This window comes from Pseudomonas viridiflava (assembly GCF_003702045.1).
Classification (GTDB): Bacteria; Pseudomonadota; Gammaproteobacteria; order Pseudomonadales; family Pseudomonadaceae; genus Aquipseudomonas; species Aquipseudomonas viridiflava_C.
On the sequence record NZ_RBTP01000033.1, the window covers coordinates 121170 to 137966 of the forward strand.

General features: G+C 58.6%; 17 protein-coding genes. 10 read left to right on the top strand and 7 right to left on the bottom strand.

Going from position 1 to position 16797, the window contains the following annotated elements; translation table 11 throughout:
* Positions 1-6: 6 nt before the first annotated feature.
* From ALP40_RS11630 to ALP40_RS11660, 7 genes are all read left to right on the top strand, one after another.
* Positions 7-2067: a S9 family peptidase gene (locus ALP40_RS11630; protein ID WP_122208414.1), complete on the top strand. Its 2061-nt coding sequence runs from the start codon at positions 7-9 to the stop codon at positions 2065-2067.
* 82 nt (positions 2068-2149) lie between these two features.
* Positions 2150-2626: a cyclic nucleotide-binding domain-containing protein gene (locus ALP40_RS11635; RefSeq protein ID WP_122208415.1), complete on the top strand. Its 477-nt coding sequence runs from the start codon at positions 2150-2152 to the stop codon at positions 2624-2626.
* 66 nt (positions 2627-2692) lie between these two features.
* Complete coding sequence (locus ALP40_RS11640; protein WP_024686287.1) at positions 2693-3067, top strand: YajD family HNH nuclease; 375 nt, start codon at positions 2693-2695, stop codon at positions 3065-3067.
* 238 nt (positions 3068-3305) lie between these two features.
* Positions 3306-5039, top strand: a complete 1734-nt coding sequence (locus ALP40_RS11645) for a copper resistance system multicopper oxidase (RefSeq protein WP_122208416.1) — start codon at positions 3306-3308, stop codon at positions 5037-5039.
* Positions 5036-5929: a copper resistance protein B gene (locus tag ALP40_RS11650; RefSeq protein WP_122208417.1), complete on the top strand. Its 894-nt coding sequence runs from the start codon at positions 5036-5038 to the stop codon at positions 5927-5929. The genes ALP40_RS11645 and ALP40_RS11650 overlap by 4 nt, the downstream gene beginning before the upstream one ends.
* Positions 5930-5978: 49 nt before the next feature.
* Positions 5979-6479: an RNA methyltransferase gene (locus ALP40_RS11655; protein ID WP_122208418.1), complete on the top strand. Its 501-nt coding sequence runs from the start codon at positions 5979-5981 to the stop codon at positions 6477-6479.
* 79 nt (positions 6480-6558) lie between these two features.
* The gene (locus ALP40_RS11660; RefSeq protein ID WP_122208419.1) at positions 6559-6939 is read left to right on the top strand and encodes a DUF2892 domain-containing protein; all 381 of its coding nucleotides are present in this window, start codon (positions 6559-6561) and stop codon (positions 6937-6939) included.
* A 2-nt stretch (positions 6940-6941) separates the two neighbouring features.
* Here the strand turns inward: ALP40_RS11660 and ALP40_RS11665 are convergent, their stop codons facing one another.
* Positions 6942-7391 (bottom strand): YcgN family cysteine cluster protein, encoded by a 450-nt coding sequence (locus ALP40_RS11665; RefSeq protein ID WP_122208420.1) that lies wholly within the window; start codon positions 7389-7391, stop codon positions 6942-6944.
* A gap of 212 nt (positions 7392-7603) precedes the next feature.
* Between ALP40_RS11665 and ALP40_RS11670 the strand changes: the two genes are divergently transcribed.
* Positions 7604-8197: a nitroreductase family protein gene (locus ALP40_RS11670; RefSeq protein WP_122208421.1), complete on the top strand. Its 594-nt coding sequence runs from the start codon at positions 7604-7606 to the stop codon at positions 8195-8197.
* A 163-nt stretch (positions 8198-8360) separates the two neighbouring features.
* Here the strand turns inward: ALP40_RS11670 and ALP40_RS11675 are convergent, their stop codons facing one another.
* From ALP40_RS11675 to ALP40_RS11695, 5 genes are all read right to left on the bottom strand, one after another.
* Positions 8361-9293 (bottom strand): D-2-hydroxyacid dehydrogenase, encoded by a 933-nt coding sequence (locus tag ALP40_RS11675; protein ID WP_122208422.1) that lies wholly within the window; start codon positions 9291-9293, stop codon positions 8361-8363.
* 70 nt (positions 9294-9363) lie between these two features.
* Positions 9364-9657 (bottom strand): YcgL domain-containing protein, encoded by a 294-nt coding sequence (locus ALP40_RS11680; RefSeq protein ID WP_004879251.1) that lies wholly within the window; start codon positions 9655-9657, stop codon positions 9364-9366.
* Positions 9654-10787 carry a ribonuclease D gene (gene rnd / locus ALP40_RS11685; RefSeq protein WP_122208423.1) on the bottom strand — a complete coding sequence of 378 codons (1134 nt, stop codon included), beginning with the start codon at positions 10785-10787 and terminating at the stop codon, positions 9654-9656. Before rnd ends, ALP40_RS11680 begins: the two co-directional genes overlap by 4 nt.
* Before the next feature lie 140 nt (positions 10788-10927).
* Positions 10928-12568 (bottom strand): phosphoethanolamine transferase, encoded by a 1641-nt coding sequence (locus ALP40_RS11690; RefSeq protein WP_122208424.1) that lies wholly within the window; start codon positions 12566-12568, stop codon positions 10928-10930.
* Positions 12569-12804: 236 nt separating this feature from the next.
* A complete protein-coding gene (locus ALP40_RS11695; RefSeq protein ID WP_122208425.1) occupies positions 12805-14496 on the bottom strand; it encodes an NAD-dependent malic enzyme in 1692 nt (563 codons plus the stop codon).
* A 301-nt stretch (positions 14497-14797) separates the two neighbouring features.
* Between ALP40_RS11695 and ALP40_RS11700 the strand changes: the two genes are divergently transcribed.
* Both ALP40_RS11700 and ALP40_RS11705 read left to right on the top strand, forming a co-directional pair.
* A complete protein-coding gene (locus ALP40_RS11700; protein WP_122208426.1) occupies positions 14798-15445 on the top strand; it encodes an HAD-IA family hydrolase in 648 nt (215 codons plus the stop codon).
* Positions 15446-15545: 100 nt separating this feature from the next.
* A complete protein-coding gene (locus ALP40_RS11705) occupies positions 15546-16112 on the top strand; it encodes a manganese catalase family protein (RefSeq protein ID WP_122208427.1) in 567 nt (188 codons plus the stop codon).
* 68 nt (positions 16113-16180) lie between these two features.
* Here ALP40_RS11705 and gvpU read toward each other — a convergent pair whose 3' ends face one another.
* On the bottom strand, positions 16181-16651 hold the full coding sequence (gvpU, locus tag ALP40_RS11710) for a gas vesicle accessory protein GvpU (protein ID WP_122208428.1): 471 nt from the start codon (positions 16649-16651) through the stop codon (positions 16181-16183).
* Positions 16652-16797 lie beyond the last annotated feature (146 nt).

The window sequence follows — 16797 nt, forward strand, 5'->3', positions numbered from 1 at the left end:
CCCCGCATGTCCTTTTCGAATGCAACCTCCAGCGCCCCTGTCGCTCGCAAGGCCGACGGCCCCGACCCCTACGCCTGGCTGCAAAACCGCGACACGGATGAGGTGCTTGATTACCTGAAAGCTGAAAACAGTTATCAGGAAGCACAACTGGCAGACCAGCGCGAATTGCGCGAAACGCTGTTTCAGGAGATCAAGAGCCGCATCCTTGAAACCGACCTGTCGCTGCCCTCGCCTTGGGGCCCCTACCTGTATTACACCCGCACCACACAGGGCGATGAGTACGCGCGGCATTACCGCTGCCCGCGTCCGGCGGACGATTCGAACACCGTGGACGACAGCCACGAAGAACTGCTGCTGGACCCTAACGTACTGGCCGATGGCGGGTTCTTCTCGTTGGGCGCGTTCAGCATCAGCCCTGATCACCAGCGGCTGGCCTACAGCCTGGACACCAGTGGCGACGAGGTTTATCAGCTTTACGTCAAAGAATTGAGCACTGGCCAGGTCAGCAGCCTGCCTTTCAAGGATTGCGATGGCAGCATGACGTGGGCCAACGACAGCCAGACGCTGTTCTTCGGTGAACTGGACGACACTCACCGTCCGCACAAGCTCTATCGCCACACGCTGGGTCACGAGACTGCCGATCAGGTGTTTCACGAGCCGGATGGCCGCTTCTTCCTGCATTGTTTTCGCACCAGCTCCGAACGCCAGCTGGTGCTGTTGCTCAATAGCAAAACCACCAGCGAAGCCTGGGTGCTGGACGCCGAAAGTCCCGAGCAGGCCTTCACCTGCCTGGCGCCCCGTGTAGAGGGGCATGAATACTTTCCCGATCACGGCCTGCTGAATGGCGTCTGGAGCTGGTTCATTCGCAGTAACCAGAGCGGCATCAACTTTGCGCTGTATCACGCGCCCGAACAGACGAGCAGCGTACCGACCCGCGACGACTGGCAGACGCTGATCCCGCACAGCGATTCGGTGATGCTTGAAGGCGTCGGCCTCAACGCCAAAGGTCTTAGCCTGAGTTTGCGCGAAGGCGGCCTGCCGATCATCGAGGTGCGCCCCCAGGACCTGCCGGCCTATCGCGTCCAGTTGCCTGACGCCGCGTACAGCCTGTATGTACAGGACTCGCTGGAATTCGACAGCCCGCGGATTCGCCTGCGCTATCAATCATTGAACCGTCCACCTCAGGTTCGGCAGCTGGAACTGGCGACCGGTGAGCAAGTGGTGCTCAAGGAAACCCCCGTGCTCGGCACGTTCGATGCCGACGCCTATGTCAGCCAGCGTCTGTGGGCGACGGCCGCTGACGGAACGCAGGTGCCTATCAGTCTGGTGGTCAAACGTGAACTGGCCGGTCAGCCGACGCCGCTTTATCTGTACGGCTACGGTGCCTACGGCGAAAGCCTGGATCCGTGGTTTTCCCACGCACGCTTGAGCCTGCTGGACCGTGGCGTAGCCTTTGCAATTGCGCATGTTCGCGGCGGTGGCGAGTTGGGTGAAGCCTGGTATCGCAACGGCAAGCAGGAACATAAGCAAAACACGTTCGGCGACTTCATCGCTTGCGCCGAACACTTGATTGCCGAAGGGCTGACCCGCTCCGAACAACTGGTGATCAGCGGCGGCAGCGCTGGCGGCCTGTTGATGGGCGCAGTGCTCAATCAGCGTCCCGACCTGTTCAAGGCGGCGATTGCCGAAGTGCCTTTCGTCGACGTGCTCAACACCATGCTCGATCCCGAGCTGCCGCTGACCGTCACCGAGTATGACGAATGGGGCAACCCGCAAGAGCCTGAAGTTTACGCGCGCATCCAGGCTTACGCGCCTTACGAGAACGTCAGCGCTCAGGCGTATCCGGCCATGCTGGTGATCGCTGGCTACAACGACAGCCGCGTGCAGTACTGGGAAGCCGCCAAATGGGTCGCGAAATTGCGTGCAACCAAGACCGATGACAACCTGCTGCTGCTCAAGACCGAGCTGGGCGCCGGTCACGGCGGCATGAGCGGACGCTATCAAGGATTGCGTGACGTGGCGCTGGAATACGGCTTCATCTTCAAGGTATTGCAACTGGGCGAATGAACTTGGCTTCAAACGCCTGTCTTACTAGCATCGGGGGCAAGGATATGCCCCCTTCTCTGTAGCCTGATCACAAGACCGAACCATGTCAGAACAACTGTCCAACCTGAATAACGCCATACGCGACATGCTGCTGGACTGCGGCCTGTTCGATACCCTGCTGCCGGGCGATTTCCTGGCGGTGTCCGGTTACTTCAACATCACCGATATTGAAAAAGGCGAGACGATTTTTGCCGAGGGCGACGCCGGAACCTTCATGTGCATCATTCATCAGGGCACGGTGTCGGTGCAGAAGCTCAACAGCGAAGGTCAGCAGGTCGAGATCGCCACATTGCGCCGCGGCCGCGCATTCGGCGAGATGGCGGTACTGGATGGCGAGCGTCGTTCGGCCAGTTGCATCGCTTCGACCAGTTGCCAGTTACTGAACCTGGGGCGTGACTCGCTGGACAAGATGCTGGATGAAGCCCCCAAGGTCGCGGCCAAGATCATCCGTGCGCTGGCCATTTCGCTGTCGCGACGCCTGCGCATGGTCGACGGCCAATTGCTTTCGCAACAGGTGTGAGTTTGCTCATCTGGCGCTAAACTCGCTGACATCTCGCTTTCAACGCGCACACGAACAGGTGACACCATGAGCACGGCCAACCCTCCTTCCAACACTGCCAAGCTGGACCGCATTCTGGCCGACGCCCAGCGCGACCGGGAAATGGGTTACCGCGACAAGGCCCTGCGCATGTACCCGCACGTTTGCGGCCGCTGCGCCCGCGAGTTCGCCGGCAAGCGTCTGAGCGAGCTGACCGTGCATCACCGCGACCACAATCACGATAACAACCCGCAGGACGGTTCGAACTGGGAACTGCTCTGCCTGTACTGCCACGACAACGAACACTCCCGTTATACCGATCAACAGTATTTCTCCGACAGCTCCCTCAGCTCGCCGAAAGCCTCCAAGGCCACGCACAACCCGTTCGCTGCGCTGGCAGGGTTGATGAAGAAGGATGAGTGACGGGCCTCGCTGACCGTTGAGCTCACGAAGGCAATGGTGCGAACACTCTATTTTGCAGCGCTGTATGGGGCTCTTCGCGAGCACGCTCGCTACCACGACGTAGAACGTGGCGCTTCGGACTGGAGCCCGCCTGCAACCTGACTGAAATGTAGTCCCCTCGCCCTCCGCCTTGTGGCCTCCTCCTGCCAATTCGCAGGCATTCTGGCCTGCGACGAACCGACCGAACGGATACGCCATCATGCTTCCCGGAACATCAAGACGAACCTTCGTGAAAGGACTCACCGCAGGCGGATTGCTGGGCGGGCTGGGGCTTTGGCGCAGCCCGGCATGGGCTGCCGCGAGATCCGGTGAACAGCTGGAATTGTCGGGCACAGAGTTCGACCTGTTCATCGGTGAAACGCCGGTCAACTTCACCGGCAACCCGCGCACCGCCATGACCGTCAACGGCGGCGTCCCCGGGCCTCTGCTGCGCTGGCGAGAAGGCGACACCGTCACGCTACGCGTAAAGAACCGGCTCAAGGACACCACGTCCATACACTGGCACGGCATCATCCTGCCCGCCAACATGGACGGCGTTCCGGGCCTGAGCTTCGACGGTATCGCCCCGGACGGTCTGTACGTCTATCGCTTCAAGGTCAAGCAGAACGGCACTTATTGGTATCACAGCCATTCGGGCTTTCAGGAGCAGTCCGGGGTCTACGGGCCGCTGATTATCGACGCCAAAGAGCCGGAACCCTTCAGCTACGACCGCGAGCACGTTGTGATGCTGACCGACTGGACGGACGAAGACCCGATCCGGTTGATGAAAAAGCTCAAGAAACAGTCCGATTACTACAACCAGAACAAACGCACCGTGGGCGACTTCATCAACGACGTCAGCGACAAGGGCTGGAGCGCGACCGTTGCCGACCGCGCCATGTGGGCGCAGATGCGAATGGACCCGACCGACCTGGCGGACGTCAGCGGCGCCACGTACACCTACTTGATGAACGGCCAGGCACCGGACATGAACTGGACCGGCCTTTTCAAACCGGGCGAGCGAATCCGCCTGCGTTTCATCAATGGCTCGTCCATGACCTACTTCGACGTGCGCATCCCCGGTTTGAAGATGACGGTCGTCGCCAGCGACGGCCTGCACGTCAAACCGGTGAGCGTCGACGAGTTCCGCATCGCAGTAGCGGAAACCTTTGACGTGATCGTTGAGCCTGCCGACGGTGCCTACACGGTGTTCGCCCAATCGATGGACCGCACCGGCTATGCGCGAGGCACACTCACCAGCAGGCCCGGTATGAAAGCAGAGGTGCCGCCCCTTGACCCGCGCCCGTTGCTCAGCATGGACGACATGGGCCACGGCGGCATGACTCACGACAGCATGCAGGGCATGGAACACAGCCAGATGGGCCATGACATGCCAGGCATGAATCACAACGCTTCGTCCACAGGCAACAGGCAGTCGCACCCGGACAGCGAGATCGCCAACCCGCTGGTCGACATGCAGGCCATGAGCACCTCGCCCAAACTCGACGATCCTGGCATCGGCCTGAGGAACAATGGCCGCAAGGTGCTGACCTACGCCGACCTGCACAGCGCCTTCGACGACCCGGACGGTCGCGAGCCGAGTCGCACGATCGAGTTGCACCTCACCGGCCACATGGAAAGATTTGTCTGGTCATTCGACGGTGTGAAGTTCTCCGATGCAGAGCCCCTGAAGCTCAAATATGGCGAACGAGTTCGTGTGGTGCTAGTCAACGATACGATGATGACTCACCCGATCCACCTGCACGGTATGTGGAGCGATCTGGAAGACGAGAACGGCCGGTTCAAGGTGCGCAAACACACCATCGACATGCCACCGGGCTCAAAACGCAGCTATCGCGTGACCGCCGATGCCCTCGGGCGCTGGGCGTATCACTGCCATATGCTTTACCACATGGAAATGGGCATGTTTCGCGAAGTGCGGGTAGAAGAATGAAGACTTACGTATTGACCCAGGGCCGGGGCTACCCTCGCCTGCCAATGGCGCTAATGGGCCTCGGAATGATTGTCACGGCGCAGATCAGCGCTGCCGAGATGCAGGGCATGGACCACGGGATGGATCACACAAGCCACGCCATGCCGGAAACGCAGCAGCCCCAGTCCACGCCCGACCAGAGTCGCACGCCGATTCCGGCCCTCACCGATGCAGACCGGGCGGCGGTCTACACCAGTCATGACGGGCATCAGGTTCACGACGCGGCCATCAATTCCTATTTTCTTGCCGAGAAGCTGGAATGGCAGAACGCGAACGACGGCAGTGCGCTGGCCTGGGATCTGTCCGGCTGGATCGGTGGCGACATCGACAGACTGGTGCTGCGCTCGGAGGGCGAACGCGTGAACGGCAAGACCGAGGAAGCGGAAATGCAGGCGCTTTGGGGACATGCTGTCACCCCGTCGTGGGACGTGGTGGTCGGTGCGCGCCAGGATTTCAAACCCGGTGCTCCACAGAGCTGGGCTGCGTTTGGCGTACAGGGTACGGCGATTTCCGATCTCGACGTCCAGGCTACCGCCTTTCTGGGTGAAGCCGGTCAGACCGCTGCGCGGCTAGAGGGCGATTACGACCTGACGCTGACCAATCAACTGATCCTGCAACCCACTGCCGAAATCAATGCCTACGGTAAGGACGACCCGCAACGCGGCATCGGCTCCAGCCTCTCGAGCACTGAAGTCGGGCTCCGGCTGCGCTACGAACTGCGTCCTGAGTTTGCGCCTTACGTGGGCGTGACCTGGAATCGTACGTACGGCAAGACGGCCGACTATGCCCGGGAAGAAGGCGAAGACGTCAACGATGCGCGGCTGGTGGTGGGTGTCCGCATGTGGTTCTGACCTCCGGCAGTCTTGTATACTCGGCGGTTTTCCCCAGAGCACCCTTCCCGTGGCCAACAAACGTTACGCCTGCATCGGTCTGTACAACCCCAAGTCCCCGAAAAACGTCGGCTCCGTCATGCGCGCCGCTGGCTGCTACGGCGTGGCTTCGGTGTTCTATACCGGCAAGCGGTACGAGCGGGCACGGGATTTCGTCACCGACACCAAAAAAATCCATCAAGACATCCCACTGATCGGCATTGAAGACCTCAAGAGCATTCTGCCGCTGGGCTGCATCCCGGTGGCCGTCGAACTGGTTGACGGCGCCAGAGCCCTCCCCGAGTACACCCACCCGGACCGTGCGCTGTATATCTTCGGCCCGGAAGACGGCTCGCTGGATCAAGAGATTCGTGACTGGTGCGAAGACGTGGTCTACATCCCGACCGAGGGCTGCATGAATCTGGCCGCCACGGTCAACGTCGTGCTGTACGACCGCATGGCCAAAGGCATCAATACCCGCTCGGGACCTCAGTTCGGCCGGGAAAAGGTTGAGCCGACTACCGAGCGTTAACCTGAAAATGCATTGAACCAGTCTCAAGGACGGGCAGTCAGTTTCTCTGAACCGAGTGACTACCTTCTGGAGAGCTATCATGCGCGACACCCCAATCATCGAGCGTATCGACACACCCGAGGCTTTTCAGCCGCATCCCGATCAGAACGTCCAGGGCTGGGAGCGCATCGGCTCACTGGCGGGCGGCGTGCTGATGATGGGCAAAGGCGTACGTCGTGGCGGGTTTCTGGGCCTGATTCAACTGGCCCTGGGCGGCGCCGTTCTGGCACGCGGCATTACCGGTCACTGCTCGGCCAAGAGCCTGATGGAAAAAGGCCGTAGCGACTTGCAGAGCGCACGCTCCACCATCGAACGTGCAGGCGCGGAGCTGAGCGAGCTGCAAGCCAATGCCGAGAAAGCGGTGAAGACCGCCACCGTCAACGGCATCGACGCACTGACCGAGCCCAAGGCTGGCATCTAACCTCAGCCGGCACGAAAGATCAGGTGATCCTCCCAGTCGTCCTCGGACACGTTCAGTTCACTGAGCATGCGTCCGGACTGGGAGATACGCTCGTGGTGCACCGCATCACGATCACCGCATACCAAGTGATGCCAGAGCGGCAAGTCCTTGCCTTCGCTCACCAGCCGATAGCCGCAGGTCGGCGGTAACCATTTGAATTCGTCTGCCTGACCGGGCGTAAGCTGAATGCAGTCCGGCACAAAAGCGCGGCGGTTTTGATAGTCCGAACACTGGCAGGTCTTCAGGTCCAGCATCTTGCAGGCGATTCGCGTGTAATACACGGCGCTGTCTTCTTCGTCCTCCAGCTTTTGCAGGCAGCACAGTCCGCAGCCATCGCAGAGCGACTCCCACTCGGTGCTGTCAAGCTGATCGAGGGTCTTGCGGATCCAGAAGGGTTCTACTTTGGCGGCCATGATTCGGACAACGGTATCGGCTATGGAAAAGGCCGCCAGTCTAGTGGCACATCGAGTGCGGGCCAAGCACTTGCGACTGCCGGTATCTGAGCCCTTGTCAGCAAGAAGGCAAAACAGTAGCGTTAGGGCGCTTTCAGTGCGTTTAAAGCGATGCCTGCCGACAACGGCCCATCGAGACTCGCTCCCCTTGCCCTTCGATTTCCAGGACTTTTATGAGCACACACTCTCGCGTCGCAGATCATGCCATCGACCCGCAGTTCATCCAGCGCTGGTCGCCACGTGCCTTTACCGGCGAAAGCATCCCCGAAGAAACCCTGCTGAGCTTTTTCGAAGCGGCGCGCTGGGCACCGTCAGCGTATAACTCGCAGCCTTGGCGGTTTCTGTACGCACGTCGCGACACGCCGAACTGGGAACGATATCTGGGCTTGCTGAACGAGTTCAACCGCAGTTGGGCACAGCATGCTTCGGCGCTGGTGATCGTCATTTCCAAGACCACCTTCACCGCCCCCGGCGCGACCGAAGAAGGCCCGGCCCTGTGGCACACCTTCGATACAGGTTCGGCGTGGGGTTACCTGGCCCTGCAGGCCAGCCTGAGCGGCTGGTACACCCACGGCATGGCGGGCTTCGATCAGGATCTGACGCGCAAAGAACTGAACATCCCTGAAGGGTATGCCCTGCATGCCGCCGTTGCCGTTGGCAAACTGGGCGACAAATCCACCCTGCCGGAATACCTGCAAGGCCGCGAAGCGCCAAGCCCGCGCCTGCCGGTTGCACAACTGGCGGCCGAGGGTGATTTTTCGCTGTAGGGGGACCTGGGGGTTATAGACGTGGGAGTGAGCTTGCTCACGAAGACTGAGTATCAGACGATACAAATGTGCCGTATCTGCCTGAGTCTTCACGAGCAAGCCCGCTCCCACTTACGATGTCATCGCTTGAAAATGAGCGGGCTACCAGGCTCGATTGCGCCCATCAATACCCGCGTGAAAAATCCACTTCTCCGCGTAACGCCTCACCGGCGTTGAACGCTTTCAGGTTCTCGACAAACAGTTCAGTCATGGCCACCGGTGACGTCGGGGCAGAGCTGTGTCCGGTCAGCAGCAGACCGTAAGCAGTCCAGAACGGGTGACGTTGCGGTAAAGGCTCTTGACGGCACACATCGATCACAGCCCCTGCCAGATGGCCTTCCTTCAAGGCTTCGACCAAATCTGCGTCCACCACGGCGGCTCCACGCCCCACATTGATGAACAACGCCGACGGTTTGAAGCTGGTAAACAGCTTGAGGTCGTACAGGTCTTGGGTATCGGGCGTATTCGGCAGCAGGTTGATCACGTAATCCATGTCGCCGACCTGATCGTCGATGTCCGTCAGCGCCGACACCTTGATGAATGGTGCCTGAGTGCGCGCCGCTGAAGCGACGCCGTAAACCTGAACACCAAAGGGCACCAGAAACTCGGCGACTTTCTGCCCGATATCACCGGCACCGACGATCAACGCCTTGCGACCGGACAGGCTCTGGCCTGGGCGGTTATCCCACTTGCGCTCGACCTGACTCATCAGCCGCGCCAGCACCTCGCGCTCGTGGCCTAGCATGTAGGTCAGCAGAAATTCGGCCATGACCTGACCGAAGATGCCCACTGCACGGGTGAGACGATAATCACGGTACAGCCCCGCAGCCAGCAACGGCGTGATCCCCGCCCACGTGGACTGCAACCATTGCGGCTTGTGGCCTTGACGCAACAGGTTGGCCATCAGGTCCGGTTGTCCCAGCCAGACCGGACAGTCGCTGGCCATTCGAGACAGTTCGGCCGAATCGCCGCTGCTCAACACGTCCAGATCAGGCGCGGTCTTGCGCAGCAACTGGGTGTAAATGGGGTAATCGTGCTCGGCAATCAGGACGCGCATGCTTCAAAAACCTTAAAAACGGGACAGACAACCCACGTCAGGCGTGGGCCGCTTTACACATGAAGACCGATTACATCGGATCGTTGCGACGCAGCAGCTCTTCCGGCAAATGCTCGATGTATTCATCTTCGGCCGGTGGCATCTGCAGGTGATACCCCTGGGCGTCGAGGTTCTCCAACACTTTGTGGATATCCTCACGCGCCAGTGCCCGCTCGGGGCTGAGGACCAGATCGAACGCGTGATAGGGGGTGCCGAATGCGGCCAGAAGTTCGGGCGGCACGCGTTTGAGTACGTCACTTTTCAGGACGTACAGGTACATTTCATTCTTCTTCGGGCTGCGATAGATCGAGCAGATGCGCTTCAAGGCTGTTCTCCCGGGGTCGCCAGGCAGTCGAGCAAGGCTTGCCCCATAATTTCACGACGCCAGCCGCGCAGCGAATCAGGCAATTGGTAAGGACCGTCGGGATAACCGCTCTTGAGCAGCGCTTCCAGGGTCTTTTTGCGCAGCATCAGCTCAGGTGCCATGTCCAGCTTTTCGGCGTACTGCTGTCCGATGGCACGCAGACGCTTGAGCGCACCCGCAGCATCGACAGGCAATGGCTCAGGCAACGCGGGCGGCCACTCTTCAGGCGGCACGCTGGCGGCTGTCTTGATCAGCTCAAGCAGAAACTCGCCGTCCTGACGGACCGTGCGTGGATGCATGTCTTCGATGCGGGCCAAGGCCCCAAGGTTGTCCGGTTGAGTCTTGGCCAACGGCCAGAGCGAATGCTCACGCACGATGCGGTTGCGCGGCACATTGCGCGCACGGGCCTGTACCTCGCGCCAGGCGCACAGCCCGCGCAGTACGGCCAGTTGAGCACGAGACAGTTTCCAGGCCAGCTTGGCGTCGCGGTAGACCTCGTACGGGTCAACATCGCGACGCAGGTTGGCAACCAGTTCTGCGCCGTCTTCCAGCAGCCAGGCGAACTTGTCGTCAGACAGGCGCGGACGCAGAAGTATAAACAGCTCGGCCAGGTGAACCGCATCTTCGGCGGCGTAACTGATTTGAGTCTCGGACAGCGGACGCTGCAGCCAGTCGGAACGGGTCTCGCCCTTGGGCAGGTCGATGTTGAGCACCTCCTGCACCAGACGCGAGTAACCCATAGAAAAGCCGAGGTTGAGGTAAGCGGCTGCCAGCTGGGTGTCGAACAGCGGAACCGGCAGGCTGCCGGTCAGGCGCAGCAACACTTCAAGGTCTTCACTGCACGCATGCACAACCTTGATGACATCAGGGTTTTCAAGCAGCGCAGCCAGCGGGCGCCAGTCGTTGATCAACAGCGGGTCGATCAGCCAGGCCCGTGAACCGTCGCCAATCTGCAGCAAGGCGGCAATCGGGTAAAACGTATCAACCCGCATGAACTCGGTGTCGAGCGCAACGAATGGCAGAGACTGCCACTGAGCGCACTGCAGGGCGAGGCTGTCGTCGTCGCGAATCCAATGAATATCGATGGCCACACGGCTCTCCCTTCAACAATGGCGCGCAGTATATATCGCTACAGCGTGTTATCGCGCATCTGTCGTCCCTGTCTTGGGCATCTTCCTGCAAATGGATGATAGACAGGCCTGATTTGCGGGGTGACGACAGTGCGCCCCTTTCACTGAGCGCCGCTCCCCGCTTCACTGCGGCAGCCGGCAAACATGTCCAGGCCCGGGTTATAGACCTTGGTGTCGACTTTCAACAAGCCCAGCATGGAATGGAACAGGTTGTCCTGGCTCAGGGGCGCGTTGCGCTCTTTTGCCAGGCATTGCGGGGTAACGGCAAACGAGCGTTGATAGCTTTCCGACAGCCAGATGAGCATGGGCACGTGTTTCTGCTGATCCGGAGCCAGCAGGTAGGGTGTGCCATGCAGGAACAGGTTGTATTCGCCCAACGATTCGCCGTGGTCGGACAGGTAAATCATTGCAGTGTCGACCTTGTCCTGATGCGCACGCAGGACATCAATCAGGCTCGATAACACGTGATCGGTATACAGCAGCGTATTGTCGTAACCATTGACGATACTGTCCCGGCTGCAATTGTTCAGGGCATTGCTTTCACACACCGGCGTAAACTTTTCATATTCCTTTGGATAACGCTTGAAGTATTCGGGACCGTGGCTGCCCATTTGGTGCAAGACCAACACGGTGTCCTTGTCCAGGCTATTGATAAACCCTTCCAGCCCTTGCAACAGAATCTCGTCCCGGCACTCATGGTTATTGCACAGCAGCGGGTCCTTCAGGTTGCTGACGTCCTGAAAGGCAACCCGGTCGCAGGTGCCTTTGCAGCCCGCCTGGTTGTCACGCCATACCACCTGAATACCGGCACGCTGCAGTACATCCAGTAACCCTTCCTGATTACGGGCTTTAGTGGCGTCGTAGTTTTTGCGGCCCATGTTGGAAAACATACAGGGCACCGACACGGCAGTTTCGGTTCCGCACGAATAAACGTCGGTAAACGCCACCAGACCACTTTCCTTGTTCAAGTTTGGGGTGGTATTGCGTCCATAGCCTAAAATGCCGAAGTTCTCTGCCCGGGCGCTTTCACCCACGACGAGCACCGTCAGTGATTTTCGCGTGTGCGCCGCCCAGTCAGGGGAGCGCCGAGCGTCTTCACCGAGCGTCACGAACGGACGTCGGGCCGACATGATCTGTTCGCTCAAATACCCCACCGACGCACCGATATAATTGCTCGGCACCACCATCAGTCGCAGCTCGTGGTGATTGCGAAACAGCGAAGACAGCCCCTGATAGTTGGCCAGCGCAGCACCGCCGATCACCAGGCAGCAGACAATACCCACCAGCAGTTTGCTGAACAGTTCTCGGTGCCAGCGGCGATAATTGATCGGCGTTTTCCACAACAGCAAAGATGGCAGCACGCCCAGCAGAAGGATGTAGGCAATCAGCTTCAGGGACAGCAGCCCCTGTACCTCGGTGACATTGGTTTCCGCAAAGTTGCGAAACATCCCTGCGTCGATCATTACGCCATATTCAGTCATGAAATAGACCACGCCCGCACTGATCATGAACATCAGGATCAATACCGGCTTGAGCACGCGTTTGAACGCCAGAAGTGTGAGCACAATATTGAAAATGCAAAAAATCATGATGCCGAAGGCCGCGCGCATGGCGATGCCTTTGGGGTCGGAACTGGTAATTGCAAAAAGATGCTGCCAGAGATTGAGGTTGAACCCTAGTAACAAAAAGCCGCTGGCCAGTAACGTCACACTCTCTGGTCGAACACTTCTAATGGTCGGCATCGCAGTCTGCTTATCAAATTAATATGCATCGGGTCCCGCACGAGTCAGGCAACTCCCCCGATGACGCGGACTGTAAGCAGCGCCTTATCAATTTTATGTGAAAAACATGCGACAGCAGGGTTGGATTAATTTTATTTCATCGCGAGACAGTCGGTATTCAGGCAACCCGCTGAAAAGACACGTAAAAAAACCCCGCAAGCATGCTTGCGGGGGCTGTGTCGGCGCGCGTCAGTCAATCAGACCGAGCGGCGGCGATAGGCACGGTAATCGGGCAGCCAGAAGTTACGCTCAATCGCTGCCAGCAACACCTCTTCAGTGGTGTCCAGCGCCAACCCTTCGGCCTGGGCCTCTTTGGCAACGGCCAAGGCGATTTTACGGCTGACCTGCTGGATTTCCTTGAGCGGCGGCAGAACCGCATCGCCCTGCCCTGTCACCATCGGCGAACATTCGGCCAGTGCATTAGAGGCGGCCATCAACATGCGGTCGGTGATGCGCGAGGCCTTGCATGCCACTACACCAAGGCCAATGCCTGGGAAAATGTAGGAGTTGTTGCACTGGGCGATGTGCACGGTGCGGCCGTTGATCTCGACCGGCGCGAACGGGCTGCCGGTGGCTACCAGCGCGTTGCCGTCAGTCCAGCGCAGGATCTCTTCCGGCGTTGCCTCGACCTTGGAGGTGGGGTTGGACAATGGCATGACCAAGGGCTTGGCACAGTGTTTGTGTACTTCACGAATGACCTGCTCGGTGAACAGGCCGCGCTGGCCGGACACACCGATCAGTACGGTAGCGCCAGCGTGCGTCACGACATCAAGCAAGGTCGGGAACGCTTCCGAACCGGCAGTCCAGCCGGCTACGTCAGCGGTTTTCTGTGCCAGACGCTTCTGGAAATCCAGCAGGTTATCCATGCTTTCTGTCAGCAGGCCGAAACGATCAACCATGAAAATCCGCTTGCGCGCTTCGCTCTCGCTCAACCCTTCGATCTGCATGGCCGCGATAATGTGTTCGGCAATGCCACAACCGGCGGAACCTGCGCCGACGAATACGACTTTCTGCTGCCCAAGGGTTTCGCCCTTGGCCTTGCAGGCCGCCAGCAAAGTGCCCACGGCAACCGACGCGGTGCCCTGGATGTCGTCGTTGAAGCAGCACAGTTCGTCGCGGTACTTTTCCAGCAACGGCATGGCGTTGGACTGAGCGAAATCTTCGAACTGTAACAGCACGTCCGGCCAGCGACGCTGCACAGCGTCGATGAACAGGGCGATGAAGTCATCGTATTCCTTGCCCGACACGCGTTCGTGACGCCAGCCCATGTACATCGGGTCATCGAGCAATTCACGGTTATTGGTGCCAACGTCCAGCACGATCGGCAGCGTATAGGCCGGGCTTATGCCGCCACAGGCGGTGTAGAGCGACAGCTTGCCGATCGGGATGCCCATCCCGCCGATACCCTGGTCGCCCAGACCAAGAATGCGCTCGCTGTCAGTAACCACGATGATCTTGATGCGGTCCTTGGTGGCGCTGCGCAGGATGTCATCAATGCGGTCGCGTTCCGGGTAGGAGATGAACAGACCACGGTGCGTGCGGTAAATCTTGGAGAATTCCTGGCACGCCTGGCCGACCGTTGGCGTGTAGATGATCGGCAGCATTTCGTCCAGGTGCGAGTCCAGCAACCGGAAGAACAACGTTTCGTTGTTGTCCTGAATCGAACGCAGGTAGATGTGTTTGTCCAGGTCCGTCGCGCACTGCTTGTACTGACTGTAAACCCGGGTGACTTGCTCTTCGATCGTCTCTACGTTCTGCGGCAGCAGCCCGATCAAATTGAATTCGACCCGCTCTTGCGGGGTAAAAGCACTGCCCTTGTTCAATAGGGGCATTTCCAGCAGTGAAGGTCCTGCGTAGGAAATATACAAAGGTCGCGAAGTGTTGGTCATTTTTTCTAATCGCCTTTTTCGTCTACTCGTTGATTCTGTGCGTCGACCGGGGCGGGCAGCCTGGCTTTTTCTTCTTTTTTTGTTTATATGCCAGTTCTTTCAGGCCATACCGGACAAGATTCGGTGATCTAAGTCAGGGCCACATCTTACTCGCCTGAAGGCGGATTGCGGCATTTTGTCACGCATAGAATGGCAAGATGATGCTACCGATTCGGCAACCGATGCGTTGAGTACCTTGCATCAGGCACGTAGGGCCGGGCATCTTTACCGCTCTCTGCCAACTCATCCTCGCGAGACCAATATGCCTTATCAGAAGCCCTTCGCCGCCTTTCTGTTCGATATGGACGGGACCCTTCTCAACTCCGTGATTGCCGCCGAGCGGGTGTGGGCGAAATGGGCGCAGCGGCATGGGCTGGATGTAGGGACATTTCTTCCGACCATTCATGGCGTCAGGAGCATCGACACAGTTCGTAACCAAAATATCCCGGGCATTGATGTACAGCAGGAAGCCGATGCCATTTCACAGGCTGAAATCGAGGATGTGGACGGTGTGGTTGCGATTGAAGGCGTGGCCGACTTCCTGGCCTCGTTACCCGCTGATCGCTGGGCAATGGTGACTTCCGCGCCCCTCGCTCTGGCCCAAGCGCGCATGAAAGCGGCAGGCCTTACCCTGCCTGAAATCGTGATCACGGCTGAAGACGTAACCCGCGGCAAGCCCGCACCCGACGGTTTTTTGCTGGCCGCACAACGATTGGGCGTCGAGCCTGGGCAGTGTCTGGTGTTTGAAGATGCACCGGCGGGCATCGCGGCCGGCAAGGCCGCAGGCGCAAGCGTCGTAGTGATAACGGCCGCTCATCTGCACCCTTATGACAGGCAGGAACCAACGCTGACCAACTACCTGGATGTGAGCGTTAGCGTCGAAAGCGGGCTTCTCACGCTGGTGGGCTGATGGATCACAGGTCGGTTCACCTGTCCAAAACACTGAACCATGACTTTCCTTTCAGGTTCAGAACTACCGAACAGAGGGTATATGTTTACTGGAGACAAGCATGACCGACCCGACGAACAATACAGTTATGTCCAATCTCGCGTTCTTCGACCTCCTGCTTGAGCAGTTCAGAGGCGCTGAAGGCGAGCTGCCGATGGCAACGGCTTATCTGAGTCAGGCTATCACCGAAGAAGATCCTGCTCACAAGGCGGCGCTCATCCGGATAGCCAAGGAAAAGATCAAGAATGCAAGGGTTCTTGCCTCGATCTTGCTGGAGTTGGCGAAAGGCAGCACCACTAGCCTTTCCGGGATGCCTGACCATAGTGAGTTCAGTACGCTGCTTAAAGGCAAAGGCATTACCAGCAACACCCTGGAAATGACAGAAGCCTCAGCCGAGCAAATGAAGGACAGTCCTCAGCAATCGCCCCCCAAGGTGCGCGACGCAACACAGCTGGATCATTACCTGCGCTCGAACATTGCCACGGAAGAAAAGCAGATAGCCGTGTATAAGCAACTCACATCGCTGACTTCAGACAACCACTTCATCAGCGCGTTGAATCAAGCCAAACGGCGTCAACTCAAGCACTTGAATGAGTTCGAAGCGATGCTGAAAAAAGTCAAACGCTGAACGATTTCCCATCAGAAGCCCCGGCGTTACCGGGGCGTCACGTTCTGTCTGGCAACGCCTTGAAAGCGCTACTTTTTCGCGATCAAGCCAATGGTGAATCCATCTACCGCAGCGATTCTGCCGCGCCAAAGAACACCGGCCTCACAGATTGGGCTTCCATCGTTTGAGTACGTCCGACAGTCTTTCAGGTGGATGAAATGAAAGGCTGGCGTGTCCTGGGCTGAGTCCCCCGGTTTGAACGACAGAATCATCTCCTTCATGGCCTCATCGGTGCCGTTTGAGAACTGGGTAAACGGTGCAGAGATATCTTCGGCCAGTTGTTCGAAATAAGTGTCATGGGAAATCAGATGCCCCGACACCAGATTACCGCCCACCGACAGCGTGACCCCCATTTCCACTTTGGTATTGGCGACGAATTTGACCAGCCATTGCAGAAGCCAGTCAATTTGCTTGCCCTGCCATTGGATATGAGCAATGACATCGTCATGGCTCTCATTGGGAGACGGTTGCGATTGTTGCGTTTGATCGACGTCCGACATCTGAAAGCTCCTGGCTTCACAACACGTGAACCCTAGGTATAGATCAGGTCCGCCGAAAGCGAAACCCGATTGCACGTAATCCGTTTTGAACGACCGGACATCGCACTGAAGATCTGGAATACGGTAACCGGATATTTTTCAGATGA